We start from the raw sequence: 20,555 nt of genomic DNA on the forward strand, positions 1-20,555 counted from the left end.
TTCGAGTTTGAATGCCGATCGTCATCCTTGGGCTCGACCCGAGGACATTGCACTTATCTGCGTTTGGCGAAGTGACGAGCCCTCGGGTCGAGCCCGAGGGTGACGTCTGGAGGGGACTGCGAAACCGTGGATAGAGCGCCGCTCAGCCCTGGCGGGTCGGGACGTGGACGACCAGGCCGTCGAGATTGTCCTTGACCTTGATCTGGCAGCTGAGGCGGCTCGTGGCCTTCACGTCAAAGGCGAAGTCGAGCATGTCCTCCTCCATCATGGAGGGGCCGCCGACAGTTTCGGTCCAGGCGTCATCCACATAGACATGGCATGTGGCGCAGGTGCAAGCGCCGCCACATTCGGCGACAATGCCGGGCACGCCATTCATGATCGCCGTTTCCATGACCGTCGCGCCGTTCTGCGCCTCGGTCTCGATGCGTTCGCCGCTGGTTTGAACGAATGTGATCTTGGTCATGGGGTCCTGAGGGTATGGGGTTCAACCGGATATAGGGGATGGCACCCGATGCGGCAACACATGCGGCGTCATCCCGGCCTTGCGCCGGGATCCATCCTGAGATCGTGGTTCCTTCGGTAGCAGGTCGTCATGGCCACCTTGCGGCCGTGGCACGATCTCGAGATGGGCCCCGGGTCGAGCCCGGGGTGACATCGAGTGTTTGGAACGGTTAGATGCCCAGCAGCCCTTCAAGGTAGTGCTGTTTGATGCCGAACATGGCCTTGGTCTCAGCGATCTGCCGGAGCACTGCCTCGCGGTCGCGCCCTGCCCTTCCATCTTTTTCCGCGACGATCAGGTTGTTCTTGGGCGTATGGGCGTCGGACACAAACTCAAAGACCTTGGTGCGGTAGCCGTTGAGTTCCAGCAGCAGCGCACGGAGGGCGTCGGTGACCATTTCGGCCTGGCGCTCGAGGAAGATGCCGTGGCGCAGGAGGACATCAAGCTTGCCTTCGGGCTGGCCCGCTTCCATTTCGCGGCGGATCTGCTTGTGGCAGCAGGGCGCGACGGCGATGAGCCAAGCGCCGGCTGAAATGCCCTTGAAGATGGCGTCGTCCGTTGCGGTGTCGCAGGCATGAAGGGCGATCACAGCGTCGGCGCCGGTGGCGTCGTAGTCGAGGATGGTGCCGGGCTGAAAGCTCAGCCCCTCAAAGCCTGAGGCGGCTGCAGTGGCATTGCCATCTTCGACAAGCTTGGGCCGCATCTCGACGCCGATGATTTCGGCCTTTCCGCCTAGATAGTCATAGAGCGCGAAATCGAGGTAGCCCTTGCCCGCCCCCATATCGACGATACGGGGCTTGTCGGCCTTGATCGCTTGAATCAGAGGCGCAAAGATTTCCACCATCTTGTTGATCTGGCGGAACTTGTCCTGCGCATCGTTGCGCACCTGACCGTCCTTGCCCGTAATGCCGAGGGCGTGGAGGTATGGCTTATTTGTTTCCGCCAGTAGACGGTTCTTGGCGCGGTTGTGCTCGGTGGATGGCGCCTGGCGGCCAGATACTTCGGTGCGCTTGAGGCGGATCTTGTCGCCGTTCCGCTCAAAGCTCATATCGAATTGGGTCGTGGCTAGCTGGGCGCTGCGGAACTCGTCGCGAAGGCCAGCGCGCAGCAGGGCCAGCGCTTCGGGCTGGATGAAGTTCTTGATGATGTCGCGCGTCTTGTAGCGATAGGTGAAGGAGAAGCGATCGCCGGCCTTGAGCGCGATCTTCTTGATCTCCACCGATTTAAGATCGGGCTCGCTGCCATGGTAGCCGCCGAGCTTCAGGCGTACCAAGGAGCCGTCCGCAAACGACGTCTTGACGGCACTCAGGAGCTCTTCGATGCGGCCGGGGGCGCTCAATGCCGTTCCTTGGTGGTGAGGAAGCGGATCTTGGGGAAATCCTGCTTGGCGCGGTCAGCCCACCAGGCGTTCTGCGCCAGGAACACAGGCGCGCCGGTGCGGTCTTCGGCGATATTGGCCTTTTGGACGGCAATAAACCGCTTGAGTTCTTCGGGCTCGTCGCTCTCGATCCAGCGGGCAACCTCGTAGTTGAGGCTTTCGAAGGTGATCGGAACGCCATATTCCTTGGCAACGCGCGAACTCAAAACTTCCAGCTGCAGCTGGCCCACGACGCCTACGATCCAGTCAGCGCCAATAACGCGGCGGAACACCTGCGTGACGCCCTCCTCGGAAAGGTCGGACAGCGCCTTGGCCATCTGCTTGGTCTTCATATGGTCCGTGAGGCGCACGCGGCGGATGATTTCCGGCGCGAAATTGGGAATGCCGGTGACGTTGATGGCCGCGCCTTCGGTGAGCGTATCGCCAACGGATAGAGTGCCGTGATTAGGGATGCCGACGATGTCGCCGGCTACGGCAGAATCGGCCAGTTCGCGGTCATTGCCGAAAAAGAACATGGGATTGGACACAGCCATGTCCTTGCCGGAACGTACGTTTTTCAAACGCATGCCGCGGGTGAAGGTGCCCGAGCACAGGCGCACGAAGGCGATGCGGTCGCGGTGGTTGGCGTCCATGTTGGCCTGCACCTTGAACACGAACCCGGTGACCTTCTTGTCGGCGGGTTCGATGGGCGCGGGGATGGCCGGCTGCGGGCGCGGCTCGGGACCCCATTCGCCCAGTGTGCGCAGGAGTTCGGCCACGCCAATGCCCTTGAGCGCAGAGCCAAACAGGACCGGGCTAAGGTGGCCGGCGTGGAAGGTGTCAAGATCAAAGGGCGGGAGCATGGCTGTAGCCATTTCCAGCGTTTCAAGCGCGGTCATGAAGACCGGATCATCCACCAGGGCGTCGTTATCCAGCAAATCCTCGATCTGCTCGAACTCGGCAATCGGCTTGCCCTGGGGCGACAGCACGCGCTTTTCGAGCAGGTCGAGATAGCCGTGGAAGTCGACACCCTGCCCGATCGGCCAGAGAACGGGTGTAAGGTCGAGCGCGAGCTTGCCCTGGATCTCGTCGATGAGGTCGAGCGGAGACAGACCCTCGCGGTCGATCTTGTTGATAAAGGTAATGATGGGAATGTCGCGCAGGCGGCAGACTTCAAAAAGCTTGAGGGTTTGCGCCTCGATGCCCTTGGCGGCGTCGATCACCATGATGGCGGCGTCAACCGCCGTCAGTGTCCGGTAGGTGTCTTCCGAGAAATCCGAGTGGCCGGGTGTATCAAGCAGGTTCAGCGTCAGCCCGTCATAATCGAAGGTCATGACCGAGGAGGTGATGGAAATGCCACGCTGCTGCTCCATTTCCATCCAGTCCGAACGGGTCGAGCGCACGCCCGACTTGCCGCGCACGGCACCGGCCGACTGGATCGCGCCGGCAGCCGCCAACAGGCGCTCTGTAAGCGTCGTCTTGCCCGCGTCCGGGTGCGAGATGATCGCAAAGGTCCGGCGCGTGCGGAACGGTTCGGCATTGGGCCGGGGCGCAGCCACGGCGGCAGTGGATAAGGACATCGGATCTGCTGAAAAGTGTTGGGGCGCGTGGAGGCGCGGCGTTTGGAGGGGTATATAGTGAATGATGGGTGGAGGGTCAAACGACTCACCGCACTGTGGCACGCCCCCAGGGTGAAGCCCAAGGACACGCCCCATGGTTCGATAGGCTTACCATGAGGCCACCACTACGCCTGAATTTTCCAACAGCCCTCATGGTGAGCTTGTCGAACCACGAGGGCGTGCCGCTATGATCCCCGGCCACATCTTCGCCACGCCTCTCCATTCTCGATGAGGTCCGCTTCTTCCCCAGAAAATTAACCTATGGGTAAGAAAGGGTTCGGTTTGACTCAAATTGAATGTATTAATGGGCTTTGAACCAGCGCGCGGCGGCGTGGGTGAAAGGGAACAATCCGTGGTGTTTGCCTCGAATTGTTCGTATTTGGCAGTCCAACCGGCAACGGATGGGCTGGCATGACCACTCCTACTATCCGCCTTGTTGCTGTTAAGCCGACGCGAGAGTTGTAAAGAGTATGGCGAAGAACCCGACCCCCAATAATGATCCTGCAGCGCTGGCGTTTTCGGCGGTGGAAGATGCCCTCAAGGACTCGGTGTTCAATCTCGACAGCCCCCCTGCCGCCAAGCCGGCGGAGAAAAAGTCGGACCCGGCCCGCGCGGAGCGCCTGCGCGCAGCCGACAAAATCGCCCAGCAGGCCGGCACAGTTGCCAATGACGACAGGTTCGCGCCGTCCAAGGTTCTTTATGGCCTCCACAACACCTCTTCGGCGACCCCGATCTGGATTGCGACAGGGCTTTCGGTTCTTTGGCTGGTCGTTGCCGGTGTGGGCGCCTTTCTGCGCTATGGCGCGGAGTTCAACAATTTCGGGCAGTTCGTCGGCACAATCGACTTCGTCGTCCTCCTGGCCATCCTGCTTCTGCCGGTCGCGGGCTTTTTCGCCGTAGCGACCCTTTTCCGTCGCGCGCAGGATCTGCGCAATGCCGCCTCTTCCATTACCCAGGCCGCGATCCGGCTGGCGGAGCCCGAGGTGACAGCTGCCGACAAGGTTGCTTCCGTGGGCCAGGCCGTGCGCCGCGAGGTCAATGCCCTTGGCGATGGGCTGGAACGCGCCCTCTCCCGCGCGGGCGAACTCGAAGTCATGATCCACAACGAGGTCACCGCGCTCGAGCGCACCTATTCGGACAACGAATCGCGCATGCGTGCGCTGATTGCCGAACTTGCCAGCCAGCGCGAAAGCGTTCTCACGAACACCGAGCGGGTGCGCGAAGCGATCACCGAGAGCCACACCGGACTCGTCTTCGACCTCGACATGATCAGCCAGCGCATTTCCGGCACTATCGTTGAAAGCGGCGGGAATCTCACCCGCGCGCTGGAAACGGCCGGCAATACGCTGACCAATTCCTTTGGCGAGCAGACAGAAGGCTTTGTGTCCCTGGTGGAAAACCGCACCACCAATTTCATCTCGGCGCTGGGTGATAGCGCGGCACGTCTGTCGCTGAGCTTTGACGACAAGACGGCATCGCTGACCGAGGCACTCGATAGCCGCGCCGGCATGCTCAATCAGGGCGTAGAATCGCGCATTGCGGCACTGACCGACGCGCTGGACAACCATGCCGCGTCCATCGCTAGCGCCATGGATGAGCGCGCGCGCCTGATCGATGAGCGAACCGGGACCATCACGGGCAATTTCGAGGAGCGCACTGCCAACCTCGCTGGCCTGCTTGAAAACACCAGCGGCAAGATCGTTGACGCCCTTGATGTGACTACGGGGCGCGTTGCCTCGGCGCTGGACGAGCGCACTACGCGGCTCGAAACCATGCTGGATGGCACGAGCGGGCGTATCGCCGGCGCATTGGACGAAACAACCGGCCGGCTTGCTTCCACGCTGGACGAGCGCACAGCACGGCTCGAAACCATGCTGGACGGCACGAGCGGCCGCATTGCGGGCGCTCTGGACGATACTGCCGGCCAGTTGGCCTCGACACTGGATGAACGCACCGCCGCGCTGGCGGGACTGCTTGGCAGCAGCACGGGACGGATTGCCGACACGCTGGACCAGACGACGGGCCGCCTAACCACGGCGCTGGACGAGCGCACCTCGGCCCTTGCCGGGCTGCTGGGCAGCACGAGTGGGCAAATTGCCGACACGCTGCATGAAAGCACCGATCGCCTTGCCGCTGAACTGGACCAGCGCACCGCTGCAATTTCGGGCCTTCTCAGCACCGGCGGCGCTTCGCTGCTCGATGATTTGCGCACCCGCGGCGATGAAGTGACAACAGGGCTGGATTTGATCGGGCAGCGCATCAGCGACGATATCGCCGCCCGCTCCCGCGAGGCAGAGGCCCTGCTCTCCACCCTGGGCCGCCAACTCGATGAATCCGTATCCATCCAGCTCAACGCCATGGATAGCCGCCTGCAGTCCGCAGTGATCGAAATCAACGGCGCGCTGGATGACACGTCCGAACGCGCCCGCATCACACTGGCTTCGGCCGGGCAGGATTCGCTGAGCCAGTTCGACGCGCGCCTCACCGAAATTGCCTCCATTCTCGACAGCCGCCTCAATACGCTGGACGGCGTGATTGGCGACAAGGGCGAGTCGCTCATTGCGCGCCTCGAGCAGCAGGGCACGAGCTTTGCCGCCCGCGCCAATGTGCTCGAAATGGCCCTCAACGAAGAATCGGGCCGCTTCAACGATGTTGTGGCCGAACGTACGCGCGAAATGGGCGAAGTGCTGGGCGCGCGCACCCATGCCATCACCGAGACGCTGGTCAGCCGCACCCGCGAGATCGCCGACTCGCTGGAAGGCCATGCCGGCATTATCGCCGAAGCGCTGGATGGCCGCACACAGGCCATCGACAATATCCTGGCAAGCCGCACGGGCGAGCTGACCGCGTCGATCGAAACCCATACGCAGGCGCTGGACGAAACTCTGTCGGGCCGCAGCCGCGAGCTCAGCGAAGCCATTCGCGTGCGTTCGCAGGAACTGGGCGAAACACTTTCCACCAGCACCAGCGCCTTTGACCAGGCGATTGCTGGACGCACCCAGCGGCTGGCCGATACGCTTTCGGAGCGGACCACTGCCCTGTCGCTGGAATTGGACAGCCGCACCGGCACGCTTGCAAGCGACTTGGATGAGCGCACCCAGGCCCTGGCAACGCAGATTGCCGAGCGCACGGGCGAGCTGGCCGACCGGCTTTCGCAGGGAACGCAACTTTTCCGGGGCGAGATCGAGTCGCAGGGCGCGCATCTGTTTGAAGGCCTCGACAGCCGCACGGGTACACTCGCCGCAGCCCTTGATGACCGCACGGGCGCCCTCCTGAGCAATATCGATGAGCGCGCCAGCCAGCTCACGCAGGGGCTCGACAGCCGCACGGGTACGCTTGCTGCCGCGCTGGATGATCGCGTGGGCTCGCTGCTCACCAATATCGACGAACGCGCCGGGCAGCTGACGCAGGGCCTTGATCGCCGCACTGGGGACTTCATCGACAATCTCGATCAGCGCACTGTTGCGCTGGCCGATAGCCTTGATATGCGCACCGGAACGCTGGTGGAAAGCCTCGACGCCCGCACCGGCACCCTGGTCGAGCAGATCGATGCGCGCACAACGAGCCTTGCCGGCGAGATCGAAGCGCGCACCGCCAATCTGTCCAACCGCATTGCGGAACGGACCGGCCAGCTTTCGGCCGAGATTGCCGAGAGCACCAGCGCCCTGACCAGCGAACTGGATAGCCGCGCTGCCGAGCTTCGTTCGGCGCTGGACAATGGCACGCAGGATCTGGCGCAGACCGTTGGTACGCGGACTCAGCAATTGTCCGAAGCGCTCAACATGCGCACCCAGGCGCTGGGCGATACGCTCGCCACGCACACGACGTCCATTGGCGAAACCATCGGCCTGCGCACGAGCGAACTGGCCGATACACTTACGACGCAGGGCGATGAAGCGCGCCGCAAGATCGAAGAATCCATGCGCGCCGCAGGCGACGACATGGACCAGCGCGTCAACTCCATGACCGACCTCATCACCGGCCGGGTCCTGGAGCTCAACACCAATCTCGGAACCGGCCTCGACAGCGCCATTGCCCGTATCAACGATGCCGAGAACGGTATGACCAGCCGCATCGAAACGGCTAGCGCCTCGGTCAGCGAGAGCGCCCGGCAGGCTGCCGATCTTATTGAAAGCGGTGTGGACTCCGCGCGCAAGGCCATCACCGACATGGTGGACAGCCGCCTGGGCACCCTGCCCGAGGCCATCACCGCCCGCGCCGACATTACGGCCGAACGCCTGGCTGCGCTGAACGCCTCGATCAATACGTCCATCACCCAGTCCATGGCGGACCTTGAAGCCGGCGCTGATCGGATCGAGGAAACTATCGCCACCCGCATCACGGCCGCGACGCAAAACATCGCCACGGACATCACCACCACGGCCGATCGCATGGACAATGCCGTGCGCACGGCGCTGGAGCAGATCCGCTCGGCCGCCGGCAACATCGACGATCTGCTGACCGTCCGCGCGGTGGGTGCGGTGAACAATATCGAAACGCGCCTCACCGACATGAACCGCTCGGTGGAAGAGCACACCAATGCCTTTGCGGCCCTGGTAAGCGAGCGTTCCGACCAGTTGCAGGGCGCATTGGCCAGCCACGGCAATATCTTGCGCGACGCCCTGGGCGACAATGCGCGGGAGGCCGAAGCCATCATGGCGGTTTCCACCTCGCGTATCCTCACCGACGTTACGGCAGCCCTTGGCAAGCTCAACGACAGCAATCTCTTGCTGCAGCGCGTGCTGGATGCGTCGACAGCAAACCTGGCCAATCTCGAAACCTCGGTGGCGCAGCAGACGTCGAACTATTCCAACACCATCCGCGATGCGATCGGGCAGACCGAACAGGCCGGCACCATGGTCAGCCAGCACGTTTCGGCGCTGCAGGCCACGATCCGCGGCATGGTGGATGAATTCTCGAGCGTGCTGGGCCGCCTTGACGCCGAAGCGGAGACCATGAACCAGGCTTCACGCGCCCTCACGACCAGCGGCGACAACGCGATGGAAGTGCTTGAAGAGCGCCGTGGCGCCATGGATGCCCTGGCGCAAAGCTTTGCCAACCGCGCTGACGATATCGATGGCCGCATGCGCATGTTCGCGCAGTCGATCGCCGATACGGTGAACGAGACCGAACGCCGCCTGATCGGCGCGCGCCGGGCCATGGACGAAGCGCTCAGCGCAACAACCGGCACTGTTGCCGAAACCCTGGCGCAGACCACCGCGACCATCCGCGAAGAATTGTCCACCGCCACGGGCGAGATCAACGAGACGCTGCGCACGACGACCGACAACGTCAGCAATGCGCTTTATTCAACCAATGAGCGCTTCACCTCCACCATCAACAGCAATGTTGCCCAGGTGGACAATGTGGTGCAGCGGGCAGCAGAAGCGGCGGCCCAGGCGCTCAATCAGACGGCATCCTCGGTGCGCATGGCGCTGTCGGATCAGGTTCACCAGGTCAACGAGGCACTGGAGGACAATGCCAACCGCGTGAGCGAAGTGCTGACCTCAACGGCCACCAGCGTGACCGATGTGCTCAACACAACGACAAGCACGCTGGCCGATACGCTCAACGACTCCTCGGTTTCGGTGCGCAATGCCATCGCATCCAATACCGGACAGTTGCGCAATGCGATCGACCAGAGCACGGGCAGCGTTCGCCAGGCGATGGACGAGACCACCAACAATCTGCGCGAGGTCATGGACCAGACCACTGGCGCCGTGCGCGAGGCTCTCGACGAAACCACCGGCACGTTCCGCCAGCGGCTGGACGAAACCTCGGGGCATTTCCACCAGGCCATCGACGGCACGGGCGATCGCCTCCGTCAGGTCATGGACGAAGCAACGGGCGATGTATCCTCGCGCCTCAGCGAGTTCCGCGACACGGCAGGCGCCGAAGGCCGCCGGGCCAATGCTGCTCTCCAGCAAGCCCAGCAGCAGATGGTCGCCGAAATGCAGCGCGCCATCGAGGAAGCCACGCAGCGCTTCAACGAAACCGCCCGCGCCATGCGCGAGACGGCCAAGGAAGTGGGCACTGAGCTTGAAGCCACGCGCGCCGAACTGGCCCGCGGCGTCAACGAACTGCCCGAGGAAACCCGCGCCAGCGCCGCAGCCATGCGCCGTGTGGTGGCCGAACAGATCGAAGCGCTGAGCGAGCTCAACGCCATCGTTCGCAGCCAGCCCGCAACGCTTGATATCAGCGACCGTCGGGTGTCCCGCCCTGCCCCGCGTGCGGCAGAACCCAGCTATCAGCCGCGCCCGGCGGAACCCGCGCGCCAGACACTGGTAGACCCGATCCGTCCGAGCGAACGCCCCGCACCTGCACAGCCGGCGCGCCAGCCGGTGTTCCAAGGTCCGATGCAGCCAGTGCGCCAGGCAGAACTACGCCGCCCGGCCGAGCCGGTCCGTCCAGAGCCCGTGCGTCAGCCTGAAGCGCAACGCCAGCCCGAGCCACAGCCGGCACCGGAGCCACAGCCTGCCGCCGAGGCAGCGCCCCAGCTGACCGAGGCCGGTGGCTGGCTGCGCGATGTGCTGCGCAATGCCACGGCCAAGCAGCAAAGCGCTCAGCCGGCGCAGGCAGGCCTCTCGGGGCTGACCGAAGAGATCGCCCGCTCCATCGACGATGCGGCTCTCGCCGATGCCTGGGCACGGTACCAGTCGGGCGAGTCCAATGTGTTCTCCCGCCGCATCTACACCCTCTCGGGTCAAGGCACCTATGACGATGTCCGCAAGCGCCTCCAGCGTGATCCGGAATTTGCCCGCACGGCCCAGGCCTATATGGGTGAGTTCGAGCAATTGCTGAAGCGTGCCGCTGCTGGGCCGCGTCCGGCGCAGGAAACGCGTGAGTATCTGCTGAGCGATCGCGGCAAGGTTTATACGACCCTTGCGCATGCCAGCGGGCGGTTGAGCTAAGGCTTTTCAATCAATGATGCGGCCCCGGGAAACCGGGGCCGTTTTCGTTTGGGATGCTTGAAAGAGGTCGGCGCTCGGGCGGGCATCTCGGGATGGATCCCGGCTCGAGGCCGGGATGACATCGTGGTTGGCGATGGCCTTTTGGTCCAAACCAAGGCCTGGCAGTCTTGCTACCGCTAAGCGTCCTTGGGCGGGCGGAGGCGGAGGGAGATGAGTACGCAGAGGAGGCCGGCGAGGGCCAGGATAGCGGGCGCGAAAAAGGCATAGCTGCCCATAAAGACCACCAGCCAGCCAAAGCCGGCCAGCGAAAGAACAGAGGCGGCCTGCTGGAGCGTGTTTGCAAAGCCCTGCGCCTCGGCAGCGTTGGACTCGTCGGTCCAGTTGGCGATGAAATGCACAATGCCGAAATAGCCGACCCCGAAGGTGATGGCGTGGAGCATCTGGACCACAAACAACAGTTCCACCGACGGATTGAAGGCCATGACGCCAAAGCGCACCGCCGAAGCGACACAGGCAGCGAGGATCATGTTGCGGGCCGTTATCCGCCCGCCGAAGCGGCGCCAGGCAAACATCATGACGGCTTCAGCTGCCGCCGATATCGCCAGCAAGGGACCGATATAATAGGCGGGGACGCCGTTCTGGTGCCAGATCAGGGCGGCGAAACCGCCGATCAGGGCATGGCTGGAATTGACCAGCGCGAAGGCGACGAGCGGCAGGACGAACCACGGCTTGAGACTATCGCGCAGCTTGGCGGCTGGCGCGGCTTCCGCCAGGGTGGCCACGTGGCCAGGCGCCCGGAACCGGGGGAGCAGCAGGCTGAGGCCCGCCCGGAGGAAGCACATGAGGACAAAGAGCGGAACGAATGCAGCCGAGCCCCAAGGGGTAATCAGCAGGCCTATGGCACCAGCACCCACCACGTAGCCCACCGTTCCCCAGGCGCGCACGGCGCCGAAATCGGTTCCGTTGCGGCGCGTCATGCGCATTGTGGCCGCGTCTGTGATCGGTGGAATGGTGCCCCCCGTCATGGTCACGAGCGCCCAGATCAGCATAATGCCCCAAAATTCGGTGACCCAGAACAGCCCGATAGGCACGGCCGCGCCGATCAGGGCCAGGATAATGATCACCGTCCGCCAGTCGTTGGCGCGGTCGGCCAGGCGCCCGACAACAATGTTGAGGGCGAGCAGGCACAGCATAGGCAACGAATTGATGATGCCGATCTGGTCAGCGGGTATGCCGTGATCACTAAGCCAGATGCCCAGGAAAACCGAGCTGATCGCGCCGGGCAGGTAAACGGTGGACTGGAACAGGGAAGCGCGCAGCTCAGGCGAGACTGAACGCGATAGTGCCGATGGCATGGGAAAATTGAACTCCGGGCAAATCAGCGCCCGGAGCCCTAGGTGACTCCGTTGCCCCTTCAAGGCAAGTGCGATTGTGCATCGCCCCGACTAGGCCAGGGCCGATTCGCGTTTCGGGTTCATGATCATGAGGGAAACAAGAACCATGATGGCGCCGGCGCCGCTGAGGATGGCGGCGACGTAGTAGCCGCCCGAGCCAATGCTGCCAGCCAGCACGCCGAAGCCGAGCAAAGCCACAACCGTCACGATCTGGCGCAACATGACGAAAAAGCTTTGCGCTTCGGCGGCAATGTCCTCGCTGGTCCAGTTGGCAATAAAATTGGTGACGCCTAGAAAGGTTAGGCCGACCGTGGCCATGTGGAGCGTCTGGAGGAGGATGAGGACAGCAACGCTGGGCTCGAGGGCAAAACCCCACCACCGGATGGCGCCGCAGATGCAGCCAATCAGGATAAGGTGGCGGGCCGCAAAGCGCTTCGTGATGCGCTCGAAATACAGCATGGCGAGAATCTCGGCCGTGGGCGCGACCGCCCAGAGCAGGCCGATGGCCCAGCCCGGCACACCCTGCTCTGCCCACAGCAGCGCGCCGAACCCCATCTGCATCATGTGGCTGCCATGGAGCAGCGAGGCACCGATCAGGGTCATCAGGAACCAGGGACGCCACATTTCTCCGAGGCGTATCGCGATCAGCGGATTGATGGGCGCGTCGATCGGGTGAACCGGACGCACATTGTCCTCCTGGCCCCGGAACAGAGGCAGGCGGAGGGAGACGAGCGCGCGTATGACGCTGACGGCGAGCAAAAGGGGGATGAAGGCGTTGGGGCCTAGGCGATCAAGCACCACACCGGCGAGGAGCGTACAGACAACAAAGCCAATCGTACCCCAGACGCGGATGGCGCCGAAGTCCAGGCCGGTGCGGCGTGCCATGCGATAAGCAGCGGCATCCACCACGGGTGATATGGCCTGGAACGGCACGATCACCAGGGTCCACAGGATGATGATGGCGACATAGCCATCCATGAACAGCATGAAGATCGGCGGAATGGCCGCGAGGATCGAGCCAATCACAATCACCGTGCGCCAATCGCTGGCGCGGTCGGCGAGGCGCCCCACGACCATGTTGATGACGATCATGGCAAAGATCGGCACGGCATTGATGACGCCGATGGCAGGGGTGTCGAAGCCGCGCTCGCTGAGCCAGATCGGCAGGAACGGATTGCTGACCGCGCCAGAGGTGAAGAGCGTCGCGTAGTAAGTGCCGGTGCGAACCGCGGGCGAATCAAAACGCGCTGCCGAGGGCAGTCCCATGCGATGCAACTCCGGGGAGAAATCAGACTTTGGTCAGGTGGCTCAACAATGCGCCGCCAATGTGGTGGCGATCAAGTCTGTTGGCTCATCCCGTCGCCGCGCGCCTGAGCCGGAACTTGCGCGGCTCGCCCACCACCATTTCCGTCCACTTGATGAGCTCGAACCCGCCCTCGGTGGTTTCAACAATGGCGGTGCAGGATTCCACCCAATCGCCGGTGTTGATGTAGTGGATGCCCAGGCGATCGTGCATGTCGGCAAAGTGGATATGGCCGCAGATAACACCATCAACGCCCGATTGCTTGGCCTCGTGCACCAGGGCTTCCTCGAAGCGCCCAATCACGGACACAGCGTTCTTCACCTTCTGCTTGGCCCAGGCGCTAAGCGACCAATATTGCAGTCCCAAGCGCCGACGCACCCAGTTGATGGCGATGTTGATACGGAGAGCCGCATTGTAGGCCCAGTCGCCGACATGGGCGAGCCATTTGGCATTCATCACGACGACGTCAAATTGGTCGCCGTGAATGACCAGGTAGGTCTTGCCAGTCGCCGTGGTGTGAACCGTGCGGTCGACGAACTCAATTTCCCCGAAATAGGTGCCCAGATATTCACGCAGGAATTCATCATGATTGCCGGGCAGGTAGACGATCCTGGTACCGGCATTGGCCTTGTCGAGCAGGATCTGGCCGACAAGATTATATTCACTGGGCCAGTGCCATGCCTTGGCCAAGCGCCACCCATCAAGGATGTCACCGACCAGGTAGATCGTTTCGGCGTCGTGTGCCCGGAGGAACTCGATAAGCTGGCCGACCCTGATGGGCTTCATGCCAAGGTGAACATCCGAGATGAACATGGCACGGACCTGTCGGACTTGGCGGTCATCCGGCATTAAGGCAACGACTCCTGCTTCGGGAGCGGCATATTAACCAGCGTTGGCCCGCGAGGAAACCGTGCATGCCGAAAGATTGGAACTGTTGCCCGCCCGCCTCTGCAAGCCCGCTCAGGCTGGCCCAGCTGCGCCGATCCGCGCCTTGAGCGCAATGATGCGGTTATAGCTCTCTTCGATCCGGGCGGCAAAAGCCGGGTCCGCAGCGGCTTCGGCAAGGAGAATGTCGAGGATTTCCTGGCCCAGGCTCGGACGGTATTTGGCCGTATTGGAAAACAGCAGCACATCCATGCCGGCGCGTACGGCCTTGGTGACCGTTTGCTCGAGCGAGAAATGCTCGCGAATAGCACCCATTTCGAGATCGTCGCTGATCACCACACCATCAAAGCCCAGCTCTTCCCGCAGGACGCCGGTGACCCACTGCGGAGACAGCGACGAAGGGGTTTGTGCGTCCGCATCGGAATAATTGGCGTGGTAGAGGTGGCCAACCATGATCATGTCGACATAGCCAGCCGCGATCAGCGTCTTATAGGGATCGAGCTCCGAAGAGCTCCAGGTATCGGTGATATCAACGAATCCCTCATGGCTATCGGCAGTGGATGAGCCATGGCCGGGAAAATGCTTGAGCGCCGTCAACATACCGGCGGCGTGGTGGGCCCTGATGAAGGCTTCGCTGTAGGCGGCGACAGTCTGGGCATCGGCGCTGAAGGCGCGGCCATATTTGGCGATGATCTGGTTGTTCTTGTTGACGTTGACGTCTGCGACCGGGCCAAAATTGACGCTGAAGCCCAGATCGGCCACGGCGCTGGCCATCTTGGCATAGACGGCTTCGGCTTCTTCGGGGGAGTTCTTGGCTGCGATGGTGGCCGCATTGGGGATTTCGGTGAATCCCACGGCCTTGGTCAGGCGCTCGACGGAGCCGCCTTCCTGGTCAACGGTTATGAAGGGCGGTAAATCGGGCGAGGCATCGCGAAGCGCAGTGTTCAGCGCGGCAACGGCCTTGAGGTTCTTCACATTGGTCTTGAGCAGCATGACGCCGCCCAGCCGGCTGGCGGCGATGTCCTCGCGCAGTTTTTGGACTGAAGAATCGCTGGCATCATCGCCTTGAAAGCCGACAACGATCATCTGGCCAGCCATCTGCTCCAGCGTTGCGGCCTGGGCGACGGAGCTGAAGGCGAAGAAAGGCACGGCAAGGGCGATGCGAAGCAGCGAGATCACGGCAAGGTCCGGTCTTGAAAGGGGCGACCGGACGTTGAACCCATAAAGCAGCCAAAACGATGGCAGGGCTTTCGTCTTCGGCAACAGTCACCCTCGGGGCGAGCCCGAGGGTGACGAGCGGTGCATGTGTTGGCCCTAGCGGTTCTGACGGTTTTCAATCAGATCGTTGACCACCGCAGGGTCCGCCAGTGTGGACGTGTCGCCCAGCGAGCCGAAGTCGTTTTCGGCGACCTTGCGCAGAATGCGGCGCATGATCTTGCCGGAACGGGTTTTCGGCAGGCCCGGCGCCCATTGGATGAGGTCAGGCGTGGCAATGGGGCCAATCTCCTTGCGAACCCAGTTCCGCAGCTCGGTCTTGAGCTCGTCGGTGCTGTTTTCGCCGGCCATCAGGGTGACATAGCAATAGATCCCCTGCCCCTTGATGTCGTGGGGATAGCCGACTACGGCAGCTTCGGAAACCTTGGGGTGCGCGACCAGGGCGCTTTCCACTTCGGCCGTGCCGAGGCGGTGGCCGGATACGTTGAGCACGTCATCGACGCGGCCCGTGATCCAATAATAGCCGTCTTCGTCGCGGCGACAGCCATCGCCCGTGAAGTAATAGCCCTTGTACTGGGTGAAATAGGTGTCGATGAAGCGCTGGTGATCGCCATAAACGGTGCGCATCTGCCCCGGCCAGCTGTCGGCAATGGCGAGCACGCCCTCGGCCTTGGTCTGCTCCTGCAGCTTGCCTTCTGGCGAAAGCACGACCGGGCGCACACCAAAGAATGGCTTTGTGGCCGAACCCGGCTTGGTCGGGATGGCCCCGGGGAATGGAGCAATCATGTGACCGCCGGTTTCGGTCTGCCACCAGGCGTCGACGATCTCGCAACGACCCTTGCCCACATGCTTGTGGTACCACATCCAGGCTTCGGGATTGATCGGCTCCCCGACGGTGCCGAGGAGGCGAAGGGTCGGCATGTCGTGCTTGTCGGCAAATTCGTGTCCTGCTCCCATCAGCGCGCGGATCGCTGTGGGTGCGGTGTGAAAGATGTTGACCTTGTGCTTTTCAACAACCTCCCAAAGGCGGCTGCAATCAGGATAGCTAGGGATGCCCTCGAACATCAGCGTGGTCGCGCCATTGGCGAGAGGGCCATAGACGATATAGGTGTGCCCCGTGATCCAGCCCACGTCGGCCGTGCACCAGAAGATCTCGCCGTCCTGGTAGTCAAAGCTCATCTGGTGGGTAAGCGAGCCCCAAAGCAGATAACCGCCGGTGGTGTGCAGCACACCCTTGGGCTTGCCCGTGGAGCCGGAGGTGTAAAGGATAAAGAGCGGATCTTCCGCATTCATCTTCTCGGGTGGGCAATCGCCATCGACGCTCGCAACGGCATCATGAAACCAGATGTCGCGGCCCTCGACCATGTTGACCGGATTGCCCGTGACCCGGACAACGATGACCTTTTCGACGCCATCGATCTTGGCCAGGGCGTCATCGACGTTTTTCTTGAGCGCAATGGTCTTGCCGCCGCGGCGGCCTTCATCGGCCGTAAGGATGATTTTGGAGCCGCAATCGGAGACGCGGCCAGCAATTGAATCGGGCGAGAAGCCGCCAAAGATCACCGAATGAACCGCGCCGATGCGCGTGCAGGCGAGCATGGCGACGGCAGTGTCGATGACCATGGGCATGTAGATGGTGACGCGATCGCCCTTTTTGACGCCATTGGCCTTGAGGACATTGGCGAAGCGGCAAACGCGGTCATGGAGTTCGTGATAGGTGACCTTGCCATCGGTGCCGGGTGTATCGCCTTCCCAGATAATGGCGGTCTGGTCGCCCCGCTTTTCCAGATGCCGGTCGAGGCAATTGAAGGAGACGTTGAGCTCGCCGTCCTCGAACCATTTTATGGAGATATCGGGATAGGCATAGCTCGTGTTCTTGATCTTGGTCGGGAACTTGAACCAGTCGAGACGCTTAGCCTGTTCTGCCCAGAACCCTTCAGGATCGCTGAGCGAGCGGGCGTACATCTTATCGTACTGTGCCGCATTGACGTGGGTGCGTGCGATGGCAGCCGCACTTGGCTGGAATACGAGCTGCTCGCTCATAGTTTTCCTCCCTTATCTCTCCCAGTACTCGTTCTAGTGACCCGTTCGACGGGGGGCAAGGGGATAGCCGTTAAACTCGGTGCAAGTCTTTGGGGGGACGATGTTAACCGCAGCGTGCGACATCGCTTCGGCGCCTATTGCGCGGGTGTTATGGTCCGAATTCGCAAGATCGGAGCCCCTGATGACGGATACACTGATCGCTGCTTCCAAGGCAGATGCGCCGGCACCGGCGAAAATCGCTAGCGTGCGCGGCGCTCGTTATGCCGATATCCCCATGGTGCATCAAAGGCTGCAGGAGGCGATTACCACCTCGCCCTTCTATAGCGAGGAGTTCAAGGCCTATGAGAGCGCGCGGCTAACGCCTGAATATCTGGCCGGCTTGATCGATGCCGACCCCTTTCACGTGATGCTGCATTCACGCGACGGAATAGTAGGCGGCTTTCAAATTTCGGGGCCGGAACTGGGGACCTTGTGGCTCTACTGGTCCTATGTTTTCCCCGAATATCGCCGCTCTACCCTAGGCGTCCAGGGCATGCGTGCATTCCTCAAGCATTGGGACAATGGTCGCTTCCATAAGATTGCGACCTATACAAAACACGGCAATGAGGCCGCAGCGGCGATCATGCTGCGCCTGGGGTTCAAGCACGTTGCAACGCTTGAGCAGCACATTTTTGGCGAAGACTATTTGCTGTTCGAGCACAAGCTCACCAAGACATCGCCTGGCTATGACCGTGGCACCAAGAGCGGGCTCAGACACAAGCTGATCCGCCGACTCAAGCTGCGCTTGGGAAAGTAGGGCGCCCTACTCTGCCGCCACCGGAACCGCCCGCCGGCCGCGGAACCAGGCCAGGATGGACACGTCCATCTTGGTGGTGTGAAGAGCAATCCACCACTGGCCCAGCGACCACACGCTGATCGAAACCAGTGCGGAAATAGCGGAGCCCATCAAGCCGAACGGCGGCACCAGGAGCCAATTGCCCAGGACCAGCGTGCCCATTCCCAATGCGACGGATGGAAGGCTCGCATAGGGGCGGTCGTGAATGGACATGACCAGCGAGGCCGGACCCATGACGGAGCGCACCACGAGGCCCAGGCACAGCACCGCCAGCGGACCAGCGCCGGCGGAGAATGCGGGGCCAAACAGCATCAGGGCGAATGGTGCACCAATAGCCATCAGGCTGAACAGGATCACGGACAGGCCGCTCGCGACAACATTGGCTTCACCAATCTTGCGCTTGAACGATTCGCGATCGGCATTGGCTTCGCTCTCGAACATGTCGGGCAAGGTTACGGCATAAACCGCTGCGACGCCAAATGACACAAGCGAGAAGATGCGGGTGCACACGCCAAAGATCGCCAGCTCTTCCCGGCTCAGCGTATGGCTGAGCAGCAGGAGGTCGATGTCGAAAAAGAAGTCGGTCGCGAGCGAAATCAGCACCCACGGCATGGCAAAGCGCCACCAGCGCCGCGCCTCAAGCGGGCGGACGGGGATGTTATCGGCAATGCGCGGGAGCGATGTGAGCACAAACACGAACTGTGCGAGCGACACCAGGATATAACAAAGTCCTACCGCCCAAAGCATGAAGGAGAAGCCTTCAACCGGCGCGGTGAAGAAGGCAAGGCCACCCACAAACGAGCCAAGAATCACCATGGGGCGGAAAATGGTATCGGAGAAAAAACCTGCAAAGGGACGCTTGAGCCCTACAAGCACGGCGCCGCTTACATAGTTTATGGCCGTGGCGAGGGCCATCAGCAGCAGGGGCACAAAGTGATGGGCAAGAACGCTGTCACCCTGTCCCAGCGCGTGAAGCACGGGCATGCCGAGCACCACCAGCAGCACGAAAGCGCCGACCACATGGCCATAGCTGCGCAGGAGGAAAATTGTGAACTGCTTGCGTTCGCCACGCGCGCGGTATTCGGCGGCGAAATAGGTGCCGATCGTTTGAAAGCCCAGCGGCATGACCACGGCGATGATGTTCACGGTAGCGATCACCACCAGATACTCGCCCAGAAGCACCGGGCCCCAAAGGCGGGCGATAAAGGCCTGCACAAGGAAGATCAGCCCCGCGCCGCCGAGGCGAGCGGCAAAAATCACGCTGGACTGGGACGCAAGGCGCCGGTGCAAGCTCATTCATCAGCCCCGTCGACGGCGCGAGACTGTGTGGGACGGGCTTTTGGATTAAGCCATCCCGTGACAACCCGGCGAACCTGGTAGAAGGCGTCACGTGCGGCAAAGGCGCCCGTCCCTGCCAGAAAGGCCAGGGGGTTGCTGGCGTAGTTTGCGACGGGCGGCACGGGGCGGATGACGCCGGCATCGCCGACCATGCCCTTCTTGAACTGATGCAGGCCCTGGAAGCCGTCAGTGCCGCCCAGATCATACCAAGTTGCGCAGGTATGGTCACGGAGCCAGCGAATGATGTTCCATTGAAGAAAATAGCCCGCACGCAGCGGCAGCGCCTTGTCGTTTGTCGCGCCATAAAGATAAACGGCGCGGTCCCCGGCCTTGAAGATCAAGGCACCAGCAACAGTTTCCCCTTGGTGCCTGACGAAAAAGAGCTCGGGTCGCAGTGGGTCTGGAAGCTGCATCAGGGCGGCTATGGTTTCATAAGCGGAGTGATCCGGGAACTGCTTGCGATCGGTCATCGCCGTGTAGAGCGTTTCGAATTCGCCGAGCCGTTCGGGTCCGGCATGCTCAAAGCTGAGGCCGGCTTTTTGTGATTTGTTGAGGTGATAGCGCCATTTCTGGTGGAAGCTCTTGCGTTGGGCAGCGTCATCAAGCCGGAGCGCCACGATATAGCGGTTGGGGAACATCAGTTCCGACCCGCGCTTAAAACCACGCGCAGAGAGCCGCTCATAGGCATGGTTGACGGCTGTTATGGAGGCCCGTGGCAGTACCGAGAGCATGTGGCCGCGCTTGTCGGCATGTTCGCTTATCAGCGCTTCGATCATTGCGGCATGGAGGAGATCCGCATCAGGATCGGCGGCCGATTTCAGCATCGGACCCCATTTAGATACGGCAATCTTGCCGAGGCCAAGCGGAAGGCGCTGGATCATCACGAGGGAGCCGCCCACGACCTCACCATCGCGCAGAAACAGCATGGGCTCCTGCTGGACATGGGGCCAGCGGCTGATGGCAAAAGCGAAAAGCTGCTCCTGGCAGACCTCATCGAAGCCAGCGATCGCAGAATCCCATTCCGACGTGCCGATGATCCTGGTTTCAAGGACTGGCAGGGGTGAAGCGGGCGCTCGCGCAGCCTGGCGCGCATTTGGCGCCACTTCAGCCATTTGATCGGCGATGACGGACATCGAATACTTTCCGCTCATGAGAT

General features: G+C 62.0%; 12 protein-coding genes. 2 read left to right on the forward strand and 10 right to left on the reverse strand.

The window, feature by feature from the left end:
- Positions 1–142: 142 nt before the first annotated feature.
- The 3 genes from DDE77_RS05790 to DDE77_RS05800 all read right to left on the reverse strand — a co-directional run bounded on the left by DDE77_RS05790 (position 143) and on the right by DDE77_RS05800 (position 3,436).
- Positions 143–463 (reverse strand): 2Fe-2S iron-sulfur cluster-binding protein, encoded by a 321-nt coding sequence (locus tag DDE77_RS05790; protein WP_108396489.1) that lies wholly within the window; start codon positions 461–463, stop codon positions 143–145.
- A 208-nt stretch (positions 464–671) separates the two neighbouring features.
- On the reverse strand, positions 672–1,838 hold the full coding sequence (locus DDE77_RS05795; protein ID WP_108396490.1) for a class I SAM-dependent methyltransferase: 1,167 nt from the start codon (positions 1,836–1,838) through the stop codon (positions 672–674).
- Complete coding sequence (locus DDE77_RS05800; RefSeq protein WP_108396491.1) at positions 1,835–3,436, reverse strand: peptide chain release factor 3; 1,602 nt, start codon at positions 3,434–3,436, stop codon at positions 1,835–1,837. Before DDE77_RS05800 ends, DDE77_RS05795 begins: the two co-directional genes overlap by 4 nt.
- Positions 3,437–3,945: 509 nt before the next feature.
- On the opposite strand from DDE77_RS05800, the gene DDE77_RS05805 reads away from it, so the two are divergent.
- A complete protein-coding gene (locus DDE77_RS05805) occupies positions 3,946–10,386 on the forward strand; it encodes an apolipoprotein A-IV repeat region-like domain-containing protein (RefSeq protein WP_108396492.1) in 6,441 nt (2,146 codons plus the stop codon).
- A gap of 176 nt (positions 10,387–10,562) precedes the next feature.
- Here the strand turns inward: DDE77_RS05805 and DDE77_RS05810 are convergent, their stop codons facing one another.
- The 5 genes from DDE77_RS05810 to acs all read right to left on the reverse strand — a co-directional run bounded on the left by DDE77_RS05810 (position 10,563) and on the right by acs (position 17,226).
- Positions 10,563–11,741, reverse strand: a complete 1,179-nt coding sequence (locus DDE77_RS05810; protein ID WP_108396493.1) for an MFS transporter — start codon at positions 11,739–11,741, stop codon at positions 10,563–10,565.
- 90 nt (positions 11,742–11,831) lie between these two features.
- Positions 11,832–13,046, reverse strand: a complete 1,215-nt coding sequence (locus DDE77_RS05815) for an MFS transporter (protein WP_108396494.1) — start codon at positions 13,044–13,046, stop codon at positions 11,832–11,834.
- A gap of 85 nt (positions 13,047–13,131) precedes the next feature.
- On the reverse strand, positions 13,132–13,932 hold the full coding sequence (locus DDE77_RS05820) for a UDP-2,3-diacylglucosamine diphosphatase (protein WP_108396495.1): 801 nt from the start codon (positions 13,930–13,932) through the stop codon (positions 13,132–13,134).
- A gap of 111 nt (positions 13,933–14,043) precedes the next feature.
- Positions 14,044–15,231 (reverse strand): glycoside hydrolase family 3 N-terminal domain-containing protein, encoded by a 1,188-nt coding sequence (locus DDE77_RS05825; protein ID WP_157959689.1) that lies wholly within the window; start codon positions 15,229–15,231, stop codon positions 14,044–14,046.
- Between the two features lie 51 nt (positions 15,232–15,282).
- Positions 15,283–17,226, reverse strand: a complete 1,944-nt coding sequence (gene acs / locus DDE77_RS05830) for an acetate--CoA ligase (RefSeq protein WP_108396497.1) — start codon at positions 17,224–17,226, stop codon at positions 15,283–15,285.
- 181 nt (positions 17,227–17,407) lie between these two features.
- Here acs and DDE77_RS05835 point away from each other — a divergent pair, with 181 nt between their 5' ends.
- Positions 17,408–18,022: a GNAT family N-acetyltransferase gene (locus DDE77_RS05835; protein ID WP_157959690.1), complete on the forward strand. Its 615-nt coding sequence runs from the start codon at positions 17,408–17,410 to the stop codon at positions 18,020–18,022.
- A gap of 6 nt (positions 18,023–18,028) precedes the next feature.
- On the opposite strand, the gene DDE77_RS05840 is transcribed toward DDE77_RS05835, so the two are convergent.
- Both DDE77_RS05840 and DDE77_RS05845 read right to left on the reverse strand, forming a co-directional pair.
- The gene (locus DDE77_RS05840) at positions 18,029–19,357 is read right to left on the reverse strand and encodes a lipopolysaccharide biosynthesis protein (RefSeq protein WP_108396499.1); all 1,329 of its coding nucleotides are present in this window, start codon (positions 19,355–19,357) and stop codon (positions 18,029–18,031) included.
- Positions 19,354–20,532 carry a lipid II:glycine glycyltransferase FemX gene (locus DDE77_RS05845; protein ID WP_157959691.1) on the reverse strand — a complete coding sequence of 393 codons (1,179 nt, stop codon included), beginning with the start codon at positions 20,530–20,532 and terminating at the stop codon, positions 19,354–19,356. Before DDE77_RS05845 ends, DDE77_RS05840 begins: the two co-directional genes overlap by 4 nt.
- Between the last annotated feature and the right edge of the window lie 23 nt (positions 20,533–20,555).

It is taken from the genome of Devosia submarina, from assembly GCF_003056345.1.
Lineage (GTDB): Bacteria > Pseudomonadota > Alphaproteobacteria > Rhizobiales > Devosiaceae > Devosia > Devosia submarina.